The sequence below is a fragment of the Halobacterium yunchengense genome (genome assembly GCF_037031165.1).
Classification (GTDB): Archaea; Halobacteriota; Halobacteria; order Halobacteriales; family Halobacteriaceae; genus Halobacterium; species Halobacterium yunchengense.
The window spans coordinates 295,733-309,915 of record NZ_JAYEZL010000002.1; the positions used below are offsets into that span (position 1 = coordinate 295,733).

The 14,183-nt window shown below is 71.9% G+C and carries 8 protein-coding genes; 4 read left to right on the top strand and 4 right to left on the bottom strand.

Features of this window, described 5'->3' with window-relative positions:
- The first annotated feature begins 95 nt into the window (after positions 1-95).
- A complete protein-coding gene (locus U5911_RS06745) occupies positions 96-3,422 on the top strand; it encodes a COG1361 S-layer family protein (protein WP_336036191.1) in 3,327 nt (1,108 codons plus the stop codon).
- Positions 3,419-5,863, top strand: a complete 2,445-nt coding sequence (locus U5911_RS06750) for an efflux RND transporter permease subunit (RefSeq protein WP_336036192.1) — start codon at positions 3,419-3,421, stop codon at positions 5,861-5,863. The genes U5911_RS06745 and U5911_RS06750 overlap by 4 nt, the downstream gene beginning before the upstream one ends.
- Positions 5,864-5,892: 29 nt before the next feature.
- Here U5911_RS06750 and nucS read toward each other — a convergent pair whose 3' ends face one another.
- A complete protein-coding gene (gene nucS, locus U5911_RS06755) occupies positions 5,893-6,645 on the bottom strand; it encodes an endonuclease NucS (protein WP_336036193.1) in 753 nt (250 codons plus the stop codon).
- Between the two features lie 135 nt (positions 6,646-6,780).
- On the opposite strand from nucS, the gene U5911_RS06760 reads away from it, so the two are divergent.
- Together U5911_RS06760 and U5911_RS06765 are read left to right on the top strand one after the other, a co-directional pair.
- Positions 6,781-8,370: a Na+/H+ antiporter NhaC family protein gene (locus U5911_RS06760; RefSeq protein WP_336036194.1), complete on the top strand. Its 1,590-nt coding sequence runs from the start codon at positions 6,781-6,783 to the stop codon at positions 8,368-8,370.
- A gap of 568 nt (positions 8,371-8,938) precedes the next feature.
- Entirely contained in the window at positions 8,939-10,168 is a 1,230-nt protein-coding gene (locus U5911_RS06765) for an acyl-CoA dehydrogenase family protein (protein ID WP_336036195.1), read from the top strand.
- Positions 10,169-10,271: 103 nt separating this feature from the next.
- On the opposite strand, the gene U5911_RS06770 is transcribed toward U5911_RS06765, so the two are convergent.
- From U5911_RS06770 to U5911_RS06780, 3 genes are read right to left on the bottom strand one after another with little or no spacing between them, the layout of a single operon-like run.
- On the bottom strand, positions 10,272-11,633 hold the full coding sequence (locus U5911_RS06770; RefSeq protein WP_336036196.1) for a dihydrolipoamide acetyltransferase family protein: 1,362 nt from the start codon (positions 11,631-11,633) through the stop codon (positions 10,272-10,274).
- Positions 11,623-12,642 carry an alpha-ketoacid dehydrogenase subunit beta gene (locus U5911_RS06775; protein ID WP_336036197.1) on the bottom strand — a complete coding sequence of 340 codons (1,020 nt, stop codon included), beginning with the start codon at positions 12,640-12,642 and terminating at the stop codon, positions 11,623-11,625. The genes U5911_RS06770 and U5911_RS06775 overlap by 11 nt, the downstream gene beginning before the upstream one ends.
- Entirely contained in the window at positions 12,639-13,775 is a 1,137-nt protein-coding gene (locus tag U5911_RS06780; RefSeq protein WP_336036198.1) for a thiamine pyrophosphate-dependent dehydrogenase E1 component subunit alpha, read from the bottom strand. Before U5911_RS06780 ends, U5911_RS06775 begins: the two co-directional genes overlap by 4 nt.
- Between the last annotated feature and the right edge of the window lie 408 nt (positions 13,776-14,183).

The following is a 14,183-nucleotide window of genomic DNA, read 5'->3' on the forward strand; positions in this document are numbered from 1 at the left end:
TCGGCCGGCGCGGCGACCGCGTCGCCGGCCGGCGCGGCGGACACACAGGCCGGCCTTACGCCGAGACAGGCCGCGGTTACGCGGCCGCCGAGCGGATGAGCCGCGACCGTCGCGCGCTCGCCGCGGTGGTCGCGTGCCTGCTCGCCGCGAGCGCGGCCAGCGCCGCCGTCGGGAGCGCACCGGCGCTCGCGACGGCCGGCGACGACTGCTCGACGGCCACGCCGACGACGGCGTCGACGCCCGAGGGGGACTGTTCGGACGGCGAGACGACGACGAGCCCCGCCGGGACGACCGACTCGACGTCGACAGCGAAGCGGACGACGGCCAGTCCGTCCCCGACCACGACGCCCGAGGACGTGACCGTGGAGGGGGAGCCGGACCTCTCGGCGTTCCTGCCGGAGCACACCGTCGCGCCCGGCGAGGAGACGCGGCTCGCCGTCCAGATCGCCAACGGCGGCACCGTCGACGACGGCGGCCTCGACACGCCGCCGGCGGGCGAGCGGGCGGTGACGACCGCGCGGAACGTCGAGGTGGAACTCGAGGACGGCGACGCGCCGGTGCGCGTGGAGACCGGGGAGACCCCGCTCGGCGACCTGTCGGCCGGCGCCATCGGCGAGGCGGGCTTCGACGTGGTCGTCGACGAGGACGCCGACCCCGGCGTGTACGAACTGGAGGCGACCGTCGACTACGACTACACCGAGGAGATCTCCGGCGACGACCGCGACGAGGCCTCCGAGACGGAGACGTTCGAACTGACGCTCGTGGTGACCGAGGACGCGCGCTTCGAGGTGGTCGACGTCGACGAGGACCTCCAGGTCGGGGAGACGGGCACCGTCGAGGTGACCCTCGAGAACGTCGGCGAGGCCGACCTCCGGGACGCGACCGTGACGATCCGCTCCCGGAACCGCGACCTGACCGTTGACTCCGGGACCAACGCGACGCGGTACGTCGGCGACTGGGACGACGGCGACGAGGAGACCGTCGAGGTCGAGGCGACCGCGCTGAACACGTCCGGGGCCGACCGGTACGCGCTGTCCGCGGTCGTGCGGTACACCGACGAGGACGGCGACCCCCAGCGGTCGGTGCCCCGGCCGTTCGGCGTCCGCCTCGACGACGCGCAGTCCTTCGACGTCGACGACGTCGAGAGCGACCTCCGCGTCGGGGACGACGGCGCGGTCGTCGGCACCGTGACCAACGACGGCCCGGAGCCCGTCGCGGACGCGGTCGTCCGGCTGGTGGACGGCGACGGTGACGTGGTCGCGCGCCGCCCGGCGGTCGTCGGCGACCTCGACGACGGCGAGAGCGAGGACTTCCGGATCCCCGCCCGGGTCCCGGCGGCCGCCGAACCCGGGGAGCGGCGGCTCTCCTTCGTCGTGGACTACGTGAACACCGACGGGGACGCGCGCCGCAGCGACCGGCTGTTCGACACCACGCGGGTCCGCGAGGAACGCGACGAGTTCTCAATCGAGGACGTCGACGAGGCCCTCCTGGCCGGCGAGACGGGAACCGTCGAACTGACCCTCGAGAACCGCCTCGACGAGGACCTCGCGGACGCGACCGTGACGGTGCGGTCGCCGAACGCCGACCTGCGACTCGGCGGCGACGGCGAGGCGACGCGGTACGTCGGCGACTGGGACGACGGCGACGAGGAGACCGTCGCCGTCGAGGCGTCCGTCGCGGCGGACGCGGGCGCGCAGCGCTACCCCCTGGAGGTGACGGTGTCGTACACCGACGAGGACGGCGACGACCGCACGTCGGACGTCCTCGTCGCGTCGGTGCGGCCCGACGACGAGCAGTCGTTCGCCGTCGAGGACGTGTCGAGTACGCTCCGCGTCGGCCGCGAGGGACGCGTGAACGGGACCGTGGTGAACCGCGGCCCGGACGACGTCGAGACGGCCGTCCTGCGCGTCACGGGCACCGACGACAACCTCCGGCCGCGCGAGCGCGAGGTCGTGCTCGGCGACCTCGACGTCGGCGACGACGCCGACTTCTCCGTCCCGGCGTCGGTGCTGGACACCGCCCAGCCGGGCCCGCGCCGGCTCACCGTCGTCGTGGAGTACGTCACGCCGGACGGCGACCGCCGCGAGAGCGACCCCGTCTCGGTGGTCGCGGCCGCGTCCAGCGAGACCGAGCGCTTCGAGCTCGAGACCGTCGACGCGGACCTGCAGGCCGGCGACGACGGCACGGTCGCGCTGGAAGTGGTGAACCGCGGCGACGAGACGCTGACGGACGCCACCGTCACGCTGGCGTCGCGCAGCACGGGCCTGCTCGTCGGCGACGCCGGCAACGACACGCGGTTCGTCGGCCGGTGGCCGGCCGGCGAGCGCCGCGTCGTCCGGTACCGCGTGCGCGCCGGCAACGAGACCGGCGACCAGACGTACGCCTTCGAGGCGTCCGTCGGCTTCGAGGACGAGGAGGGCCAGCAGCGGCGCTCGGACGCGCTCGCGTTCGGCGCGACGCCCGCCGACGAGCAGTCGTTCGCGGCCGAGACCGTCGAGAGCACGCTCCGCGTCGGCGAGGAGGGCCGCGTGGCCGTCGCGCTCACCAACGAGGGGCCGGCGAACGTCAGCGACGCCGCGGTCACGCTCCGCACGGACGCGCAGAACGTCGCACCGGTCGAGACGGAGGCCGCGCTCGGCGACCTCGCCGCGGGCGAGACGGCGGCCTTCGACCTCCCCGTCGAGATCACGGAGAACGCCGGTCCCGGCGTCCGGCAGTTCACGTACCGCCTCCGGTACACGGACGACGACGGCGACAGGCGGACGAGCGACCCGCTCACGGCGGACGTCCGGGTCGCGCCCGAGCGCAGGGCGTTCGTCGTCGAGCGCGAGCCGGTCACCGTCACGCGGGGCCAGAGCGGCGTCGTGGCGCTCACCGTGACGAACAACCGCGGCGTCACCGTCACCGACGTGCAGGCGGCGGCGTTCGCCGACGACCCCCTGTCCGTGACCGACGACCAGGCGTTCGTCGGCGCCCTCGAACCGAACGAGTCCGCGACCATCCGGTTCACCGTCTCCCCGGCCGGGAGCGCCGACGAGAAGGCCTACCCGCTGTCCGTGGACTTCCTGTACACGACGCCGGACGGCGACACCGAGCTCTCCGAGCCGGTGGACGTCGGCGTGACCGTCGAGCGACCGCCGCCGAGCACGCTCCCGTGGTGGGTGCTCCCCCTCGTCGCGGTGCTCGTGGTGGTCGTCGCCGTCGCGCTCCTGGTCCGGCACCGGCGACGCGGACGCGGCGACGGCGACGAGGCCGACGTGGGGCCGGACGACGAGGCCGACGTGGCGACGGGTGACGAGGCCGACGTGGGGGCCGTGGACGGGAACGAGTCGTCTGCGACCGGCGAGTCGTCTGCGACCGGCGAGGCGGACCGCGACTCGGACGACGGCCCGGCGTGGCTCGACGGGAGCGACGAGGGATGAGCGCGTTCCGGCGGCTCGTCGACGCGGTCGCGCGCGCCACCGTCGAGCGGCCCGGGGCCGTCGTCGCGGCGTTTCTCCTGTTCACGGGCGTGTTCGCGCTCGGCGTGGGGAACGTGTCGACGGACGCCGGCACCGAGCAGTTCACGGAGGAACTCCCCGCACAGCGCGCGTTCGAGGCGGTCAACGAGCAGTTCACGCCGACGTTCGAGCCCGACACCGGGAGCACCCAGCTGGTCCAGTCGGAGCGAAACGTCCTCGCGAAGCCCGCGCTCTTGGGGATGCTCGAGGCCCAGCAGCGCCTCGCCGAGCGCCCGGGGCTCCGCGTGGCGTCGACGTCGAGTGCGGCCTCGACGGTCGCGACCAACCTCGACCCCGACGCGGCGACCCTCGACGCCCAGATCCGCGCCGTCGAGCGCGCCACCCCCAGGGAGGTCGACGCCGCGGTGCGGGCCGCCGCCGCCAGCGACGCCTTCACGAACCAGCTCAGCGACGACTTCAACCGACGCGGCGCGCGCGCCGCCGCGACCGTCGGCGTCGTCGAGCACGAACTCCCCGCCGGCCTCGAGGCGACCGCGGGCGCGGGCACGGAGAGCCCGCTCACCCCCATACAGCAGCGCTCCCGGCGCGTCGTCGCGTCCACGGGCGCGGACATCACGGTGTTCGGGGCGGGCCTCGTCTCCGCGGAGTTCGCGAACGTCGTCTTCGACTCGCTGATCCTCGTGCTGCCGGCGTCGGTCGCGCTCATCTTCCTGTTCCTGCTGGTGGCGTACCGCGACCCCGTCGACCTCCTGCTGGGGCTGGTCGCGCTCGCCGTCGCGCTCGTCTGGACGGTCGGCTTCCTCGGGCTCGCCGGCATCGCGTTCTCCCAGCTGCTCATCGCGGTGCCGCCGCTGCTGCTCGCGGTCGGCATCGACTTCGGCATCCACAGCGTCAACCGCTACCGCGAGGAGCGGACCGAGGGCCGCGGCATCGAGGCGTCGATGGCGACCGCGGGCCGCCAGCTCCTGGTCGCGTTCTTCATCGTCACCGCCACCACCGCGCTCGGGTTCGCCGCGAACCTCACCAGCGGGCTCGCGCCGATCCGGGAGTTCGGGCTGGTCGCCGCCGTCGGCATCGGGTTCACGTTCCTCGTGTTCGGCGTGTTCCTCCCCGCGCTGAAGGTGCTCGCCGACCGGTTCCGCGAGCGCCGGAACCTCCCGGCGTTCGGCCAGCGGCCGCTGGGCGCCGAGGGAACGCTGCTCGCGTCCGTGTCGACCGGCGGCCTCGTCGCCGCGCGGCGGGCGCCGCGTGTGTTCCTCGCGGCCGCCGTCCTGCTCGCCGCGCTCTCCGGGGCCTACGGGCTCGGCGTCGACACGTCGTTCTCCCAGGACGACTTCCTGCCGCCCGAGGAGACGCCGGCCTACCTCGAGGACCTCCCCGAGCCGTTCCGCCCGAGCGAGTACACGGTCACGGGCACACTGAACTTCCTCGAGGCGAACTTCGAGCGCTCGCAGGGCGACGCCGTCACCGTCTACGTCGAGGGGAGCCTCCGCCGGGACCACGCCCTCGAGTCCTTCCAGCGGGCCGCCAGCGACCCCCCGGACGCGGTGGTCGCCGAGAACCGGACGGCGACCACGCAGAGCGTCCTCGACGTCGTCGAGTCCCGCGCCGCCGCGTCGCCGTCGTTCCGCCGCCTCGTCGAGCGCAACGACGCCGACGACGACGGCGTGCCGGACGACAACCTCGACGCCGTCTACGACGCCCTGCTGGACTCGCCCGCCCGCGACCGCGCGCTCCGGTTCGTCACCGAGGACCGGCGCGCCGCCCGCGTCGTCTACACCCTCGAGGCCGACGCGACGCAGGCGGAGGTCGCGGCGGCGGGCCGCGAACTCGCGGACCGCCACCGCTTCGAGGCGACCGCCACCGGCGAGACGGTGGTCTTCCAGGCGGTCTCGGACGTCATCCTCCGGTCCGCGCTCACCAGCCTCGCCGTCGCGCTCGCCGCCACCGCCGCCTTCCTCGTCGCCGTCTACGCCGCCCTCGAGGGCGCGCCCTCGCTGGGCGTCGTGAACCTCGTCCCCATCGTCCTCACCATCGCGTTCCTCGCCGGGTCGATGCGCGCGTTCGGCCTGCCGTTCAACGCCCTCACCGCCACCATCCTCTCGATCACCATCGGCCTCGGCACCGACTACTCCGCGCACGTCGTCCACCGGTTCGCCGACGAGTACGAGCGCGGCGGCACCGTCGACGCCGCCCTCGAGGACGCCGTCCGCGGCACCGGGAGCGCGCTCGCCGGCAGCATGCTCACCACCACCTCGGGCATCGGCGTGCTCGTGTTCGCCGTGACGCCCGTCCTCGGGCAGTTCGGCGTGCTCACCGCGCTCTCGATCTTCTACTCGTACCTCACCGCGGTCTTCCTCACGCCGTCCGTGCTCGTGGTCTGGGGACGACTGCGCGCCTAGCAGTCCGTGAGTACGGGGCCGACTGCGCGCTAGAAGTCCGTGAGCTTCGCCTCGGTCGCGCCCTTCGCGTCGAGGCCGAACTCCGCGAGCTCCACGAACTCCAGGTCGTTGTCGCGGAGGGTGCGGTGCACGCGCTCGGACGCCGACGGCGCGACCAGCATCCCGCGGACGTCCTCGTTCGTCTCCTCGTAGAGCTCCACGTACCGCCGGAGCTGGTCGACGTGGTTCAGCGTCGCCTGGATGCGCTTGACCTCCACGACCACGGGCGTGCCGTCGCTGTCGACGGCGTAGAAGTCCACGAACCCGTACTTCGTCTCGCGCTCGTGCTCGACGATGCGGAGGCCGGCCTCCAGCTCCCCGGGGTTGGCCTCGATGTACTCGTGCATCTCCGCCTCGGTGCCGGACTCCTCGTAGGTCGCGCCGTCCTCGGCGTCGAAGCGCGTGACGCCGTAGACGTCCAGCAGGCGCGTCTCCACGCGCTCGCTGGGGTTCGTGCGGCGCGCCAGCAACACCGCGTCGCCCTCGCTCTCCCGGGCCTCGACGGTGCCGCCGCCCGGCATCCAGTTCACGGGCTTGTGGCCGGTGGGCTGGTGGACGAGGAAGGTCCCGTCGGGCTTCGCGACGAGCAGCCGGTCGCCCGCGTCGAGGTAGCCGCTCGTCCGGCCCTCGTACTCGACCTCGCAGCGCGCCTCCACGGTCAACACGGCGCCGTCGCGGAACGCCCGCTTGGCCGCCGCGACGAACTCGCCGGGGTCGGGCGCGTCCAACCGCTGTACGTCCATCGTCTCCGCAGCATTGCCCCGACCACCCGATAAAGGTGGGGGTATCGCTCCGGGGGCCGGCGACCGCGGGCCGGGCGGCCGGCGAGGCGCAGACGGCCGAATGGATTTTTGTATTTCAACGTCGGAGGTGTACACATGTCCGAGTTCGGCGCTCTCTCGGTCGTCCCACCGGTGCTCGCCATCGCGCTCGCCATCGTCACGCGGAAGGCGGTGCTGTCGCTGTTCCTCGGCGTGTGGTCGGGCGCCGTCATCTTCACCGGCGGCGTCGGTCTCGAACAGACGTTCACCTGGATCGCAGAGGCCATCTCCCAGGAGGACTCCATCTTCCACGCCCAGATCATCATCTTCACGCTCCTGCTCGGGTCGGGCGTCGCGATGATGTGGCGCCTCGGCGGCTCGTACGCCGTCCGCGACTGGGCCATCGAGCGCGTCGACACGAAGCGCAAGGCCGGGTTCGTCGCGTGGCTGCTCGGCCTGCTGTTGTTCTTCGACGACTACGCGAACACCGCGGTCGTCGGCTCCACGATGAAAGACGTCTCCGACCACCTCGGCGTCTCCCGGGAGAAGCTCTCGTACATCGTCGACTCCACCGCGGCGCCCGTCGCGACGCTCGCGATCTCCTCGTGGGTGGCGTTCCAGCTGTCGATGATCGACGCCGGCTACGAGGCCGCGGGCGTCACCGACCGCCCCGGGTCCTTCGAGATCTTCCTGCAGGCCATCCCGTTCAACGTGTACTCGATCCTCGCCATCGCGATGGTCGCCATCGTCGTGCTGTCGCGGCGCGACTACGGCGAGATGCTCGCCGCGGAGCACCGCGCGTCCACGACGGGCAACGTGACGCGCGAGGACGCCACCCCGATGCAGGACGTCGAGGACGAACTCGGCGAACCCGACGTGTCGAACCCGCGGCTGACGTCGTTCTTCGGCCCCATCGCGGTGCTCGTCGTCGTCACCATCGGCTCCGCGCTCTGGACGGGGTACTCGCCGAGCGCGACCCTCTACGACATGGTGACCGGCGCGGACTACGCGCTCGCGCTCATCTTCGGGTCGTTCGCGATGGTGGCGTCGACGTACGCGCTCGGCCTCGCGTTCGGCACGCTGACGCTCGGCGAGAGCGTCGACACCACCATCGACGGCTTCGGCATCATGCTCACCGCCGTCACCATCCTCGTGCTGGCGTGGTCCATCGGGAACGTCGTCAGCGCGCTCGAGACCGGTGACTACGTCGCCGCCGTCGTCGAGCAGTTCCTCTCGCCGGAGCTGCTGCCGGTCGTCGTGCTGTTCACGGCGGCGTTCGTGGCGTTCTCCACGGGGAGCTCGTGGGGGACGATGAGCATCGTGACGCCGATCGCGGTGCCGGTCGCCTGGGAGCTCACCGGCACGCACACGATGGTCGCGGCCGTGGTCGGCGTGGTGTTCTCCGGCGCCATCTTCGGCGATCACTCCTCGCCCATCTCGGACACCACCGTGCTGTCGGCGACGTTCACGGGCGCGGACCTCATCGACCACGTCCGCACGCAGCTGTACTACGCGGTCACCGTCGTCGTCGTGGCCGCCGTGTTGCTCGTCGTCTGGGGGTACACGCGCGTCACGCCGCTGGCGCTGCTGCCGGTCGGCGTCCTCGCGCTGGTCGGCCTCGTGTACGCGTTCTCCGAGTTCGACGCGAGCCGCCGCGGCATCTCCGCGAAGCAGTCCGACGAGCCGCCCGCGGCCGCCGACGACTGACCGCCCACGGCACTTCCGACTCGACCAGAACTATCCGAGTGGGATAATTAAAAATATACTGGTAGTTCTGGCGCTCTGCGGAGCGACCGACCGGCCCGAATGGGCGCCGCTGGAACCCTCTCGTACGCGCTCTCGGGCGACTATCGCGCGGATCGTCCGCTCTCCGCCTGGACAGCTTCCCGCCGACGGACTCGCTGTCCGGTCGAACGAGATACGCCGCGTAATGGGCGACTAACCGCCCCGGAGGCCGCTCCTCGCGCTCACTGCGTCGACGCGAGGACCCACGGTCGGGCCGCCACCGATAACGTATACTAGAACTGGTGGGAGGCGAGAATAGTACGAATTCTATCTATCGACGCTGGGCGGCTCGGACGCGTCTGTGGGGGACGTGACTCGGACGCGTCCGTGCGGGGAGGGACCCGGGCGCGTCCGTGCGGGACTGGACCCCGGTGTGTCCGTACGGGGCGGGACCCCGGTGTGTCCGCGGCGGCCGAGTCCCGAACTCGACGCGTCCCGCGGGATGGGATTCGGAACAACACTTACGCCGGTCCACTCGGTACGGGGTGGCATGGAGTACGGCGACTCGGAGCAGGCGGCGGCAGTGGCGAGTCGGACCCGGGAGTTCGTCGACGAGGTCGTGATCCCCGTCGAGCGCGACGTGCTCGGTGACGGCCCCGTGTCCGACGACCAGATCGCGGCGCTCCGCGAGGAGGCCCGCGAGTGGGACGTGTACGCGCCCCAGGTCGACGAGGAGTACGGCGGCATGGGCCTGGACTTCCGGGACATGCTCCCGGTGTTCGAGCAGGCCGGCCGCAGCCTCCTCGCGATGGCGGCGATGCGCGTCGCGGCGCCCGACGAGGGGAACATGCACCTCCTCGAACTCGTCGGCACCGACGAACAGAAGGACCGCTGGCTCGGGCCGCTGGCGGCCGGCGAGCTCCGCTCCGGGTTCTCGATGACCGAGCCGCTGCAGGGCGCCGGGTCGGACCCGAAGATGATCCAGACGACCGCCGAGAAGGACGGCGACGAGTGGGTCATCGACGGCCACAAGTGGTGGACGACCCAGGGGACGGAGGCCGACCTGCTCATCGTGTTCGCGCGCACCGACCAGGACGCCCACCCCTACGAGGGGTGCTCGACGTTCCTCGTCCCGGCGGACGCCGACGGCGTCGAGGTCCTCCGCGACATCCCCCACGTCGGCGGCGGCGTCGCGGGCGTCAGTCACGCCGAGATCCGGTACGACTCCGTGCGCGTCCCCGAGGAGAACCTCCTCGGCGACCTCCACGAGGGCTTCACGAACGTCCAGTTGCGCCTCGGGCCCGCCAGGCTCACGCACTGCATGCGGTACTCGGGGATGGGCCAGCGCGCCCTCGACGTCGCGAAGGCGTACGCGACCGAGCGCCGCGCGTTCGACGGCCCGCTCTCGGAGAAACAGGACCTCCGGTACAGGGTCGCGGACGCCGAGACGCGCCTGCACGCGGTCCGGACGATGGTGCGCCACGCCGCCGACCGCATCGCCGCCGGCGAGCAGGCACGGGTGCCCGTCTCGATGTGCAAGGTGTTCGCCGCGAACACCGTCCAGGAGGCCATCGACCTCGCCGTCCAGATCTGCGGCGGTAACGGCGTCGGGAAGGACCTGCCGCTCGCGGACTTCTACGAGAACGTCCGCCAGTTCCGCGTCATCGACGGCGCCGACGAGGTCCACAAGCGCGTCATCGCCCGGGACGCCTTCGACGACGTCGACGCGTGGGAGCTGGACGCCGTCACGCGGTTCGGCGATCCCGTGACGGAGCGGTAGGAACTGCGGCGACGCGACGGGGAGTGTGCGGGGCTGCTTCCGGGGGCGGTGCGCGCGGACGCTTCCGGGGGCGGTGCGCGCGGACGCTTCCGGGGGCCCTGCCTCAGAGCCGCGCGGTGAGCACGTCCCGGTCCTCGATGGCCTCGATGACGTGCTCGGCGAACTGGGCGGCGGTGACGCCGTCGACGAGCCGGTGGTCGTAGGACAGCGACAGCGGCAGCACCGGCCGGACGTCCACCTCGTCGTCGCTCACGGCGACGGGCTTGCGCTGGACGCGCGCCACGCCGAGAATCGCGACCTCGGGGTGCCGGATGACGGGCGTGCCGAACGTGCCGTGCTCGCTGTGGCTGCCCGTGTTCGTCACCGTGAACGTCCCGCCGCCGAGGTCGGCGGCGTCGATGGAGCGGTCGCGGGCCTGCCCGGCGAGGTCCGCGACCTCGCGACTCACCTCGGCGATGGACTTCTCGTCGACGTCCTCGACGACCGGCACAAGCAGGCCGTCCTCGGTGTGCGTCGCGACGCCGAGGTTGTAGTAGCGCTTCTCGACGATCTCGCCGGCGTCCTCGTCGACGCTCGCGTTCAGCGAGGGGTACGCCTCCAGCGCCGGCACGACCGCCTTCATCACGAGCGCGGTGTACGAGACCGGGGCGTCGAGCTTCTCGTCGAGGCGCTCCTTCAGGTCGACGAGGTCGGTCGCGTCCGCCTCGAACATCGACGTGACGTGCGGGATCGTCTGCTTGGACTCGACCATGTTCTCCGCGATGGTCGCCCGGAGGCCGCGCAGGGGCGTCCGCACGACCTCGCCGTGGGCGTCCGCGTCGCCGGCCGACTCGGCGCTCGCTGCGGTTCCCGTGTCGGCCCCCGCGCTCCCTGCACCTGCCGCCGCTTTCCCCGCGCCGGCCGCCGCACCGCCGGCCTGCGCGTCGGCGTGCGCGTCCACGTCCTCGCGGAGCACGCGGCCGCCCGGCCCGGAGCCGTCGACCGCCGAGATGTCGACGCCCTGCTCGCGCGCGTACCGGCGCGTGCTCGGCGCCGCGAACACGCGCTCGTCGCTCGCGCTCGCGGCCTCGGCGTCGCGCGCTGTCTCGTCCGCGTCGTCCGCGACGCGGCTCACCGCGGACTCGGGTTCGTCCGGCTCCGCCGCCGCTGTCTCGGTCGACTCGCTCGCTCCCTCGCTACCGCCGCCCACCGCGTGCTGCTCGCTCGGGGGATTGGGCGTGTCGAAGACCGCGACGACGTCGCCGACCGCGACCACGTCGCCGGGGTCGGCGCGCAGTTCGACGACCTCGCCGTCGCAGGGAACCGGGATCTCCACGATGGCCTTGTCCGTCTCGACCTCGCAGAGCACGTCGTCCTCGGTGACCTCGTCGCCCTCGGCGACGCGCCACGCGTCCAGTTCGGCCTCGGTGAGCCCCTCGCCGGGGTCGGGCATCCGGAACTCGAATCGGTGTGTCTCAGAACTCATAGTCCATCACCGCCTCGATGGCGTACTGCGCACGCTCGGCGTCCGGCAGGTACGCGTCCTCGATCTGGTTGCCGGGGAAGTGGACGTCGTAGCCGGTGGCGCGCTGGACCGGCGCGTGCAGCCGGTCGAACGCGTACTCGTTGATCACTGCGGTCAGCTCCGCGCCGAGCCCGAGGGTCCGGCGTGCCTCGTGGAAGACGACACAGCGGCCCGTCTTCTTCACGGAGTCGAGGACCGTCTCGACGTCGAGCGGGCTCAGCGTGCGGAGGTCGACGATCTCGACGTCGGCGTCCACCGCGTCCGCGGCCATCTCGGCCTGCCGCACCATCGCGCCCCACGTGACGACGGTGACGTCCTCGCCCTCGCGGGCGACGCGCGCGTCGTCCAGCGACACCGTGTAGTCGCCGTCCGGCACGGGCTCGCGGTGCGTCCGGTAGAGCTTCTTGTGCTCCATGAACACCACCGGATCGTCGTGGCGGACGCTCGCCGCGAGCAGGCCCTTCGCCTCGCGCGGCCCGCTCGGGTAGACGACGCGGACGCCGGGCGTGTGCACGAGGTACGTCTCCGTGGACTCGGAGTGGTACTCGCTGGACTTCACGCCGCCGCCGCAGACCATCCGCACGGTCAGGGGGACGTCGACGCTGCCGCCCGAGCGCTCGTGCATCTTCGCGAGCGTGTACATGAACTGGCCGAAGGCGGGGTAGAAGAACCCCATGAACTGGATCTCGGGGATCACGCGCTCGCCGCGCATCGCCATGCCGACCGCAGTCCCCAGGACGCCGTTCTCCGAGAGCGGCGTGTCGACGACGCGGTCGTCGCCGAACTCCTCGAGGAGCCCCTCGGTGGTGCGGTAGACGCCGCCGATGGGGCCGATGTCGTAGCCGAGCAACCGCACCGAGTCGTCGCGGCGCAGCTCCGCGGCGAGCGTCTCGTTGACCGTCTCCACGAGGTTCCGCTCGGTCGTCGCCGCCTCGTCGGCGGCCCGACCGGCGCTCGCGTCGCCGCTCATTCGAACCCCTCCCCCGTCCAGTCGGTGAACGGGTTCTCGCCGTCGAGCTCGCGCCGGAGCTCCGCGCGCTGGTGGGACTCCTTCCAGGACTCGCCGCGGAGGTGGTTGTCGAACATCCGCTCGGGCTCCGAGCGCGGCACCTCGCGGGCGGCGTCGACTGCCGCCTGGACTTCCTCGTCGATGTCGGCCGCCATCGACTCGATCTCGTCGTCGGTGAGCACGCCCTCCGCGAGCAGGTACGCCTCGAAGCGGTCGATCGGGTCCCGCTCCAGCCACTCCTCGCGGAGGTCGTCGTCGCGGTAGACGCTCGGTTCGTCGGCGGTGTTGTGCTCGACGACGCGGTACGTGACGCACTCGACGAACGTCGGCCCGCCGCCGTCCCGCGCCCGGTCGACGGCGTCCTTGAGGGTCTGGTAGACCGCGAGCACGTCGTTGCCGTCGACGCGCTCGTTCGGGACGCCGTAGGCGTCGCCCTTCTGGGCGAACGTCTCCGCGGCGGTCTGGCGGTGGGCGGGCACCGAGATCGCCCACTGGTTGTTCTGGCAGACGAACACCGCGGGCACCTCGAAGACGCCGGCGAAGTTCAACGCGTCGTGGAAGTCGCCCTCGCTGGTGGAGCCGTCGCCGACGAACGTCAGCGACACCGTCTCGCGGTCGTTGAGCTTGTCGGCGAGCGCGGAGCCGACCGTGTTCGGGAGGTTCGCGCCGAGGGGGATGTAGCCCGGAGAGAAGTTCACCGGCGGTTCGGGCCGGTCGTCGAACGGCAGGTGTTCGTCGACGGTCTCGGGTTCGGCGCCCATGAGGTTCGCGAGCTGTCGGTCGAGGGGGACGCCCCAGTAGACGAGCGCGGAGCGCTGCCGGTACAGCGGGAAACACCAGTCGCCGGGGTCGAGCGCGGCGGCGGCGCCGAGCGGCGTGGCCTCCTCGCCGCGGCACCGCGAGATGATGCTGACCTCGCCGCTGCGCTGCATGCGGAGCGCGCGGTCCTCGAAGGCGCGCGTGAGCTTCATCGTCCAGTACAGTTCGCGGAGTTCGTCGTCGTCGAGGTCTGGCGGGTCGCCGACGAGGGAGCCGTCGGGTTCGAGCACCCGATGGACGTCCTCGGACGGCCGCTCTTCGGACCAGAGTGCCATGTGTCCGCAACACACGACACCGCTCGACTTAAAAATATGTACGCCGGCGAAGTGGCCGCGGTCGGGGGACGGCGTGGGAGCGTTCGGGTGGGAGCCAGCGTCGACGGGGGGCGTTCGGGTGGGAGCCAGCGTCGGCGCGACCGGTCGTCGGGACAGCGCTCGGCGCGTCGGCTACGGTCTGCCGGCGCGACCGGCGAGTCGTCCAGAATCCCTCGCGCCGAATCGCCGAGTTGCTACATATTTTTATTTCGTTGGGTTCTGCACGTTATATGGAAAATTATTTCGGAGTATAAAGAACAGTTGGTAAATTCTCGCTCACGCTCGTTTGCTGCTCGCGAACGCTTTCTTGACAGTCGTTGCCGCACTCCGTCAGATATTACGGGCATACTGGTGTAACGGGTAGCAAGG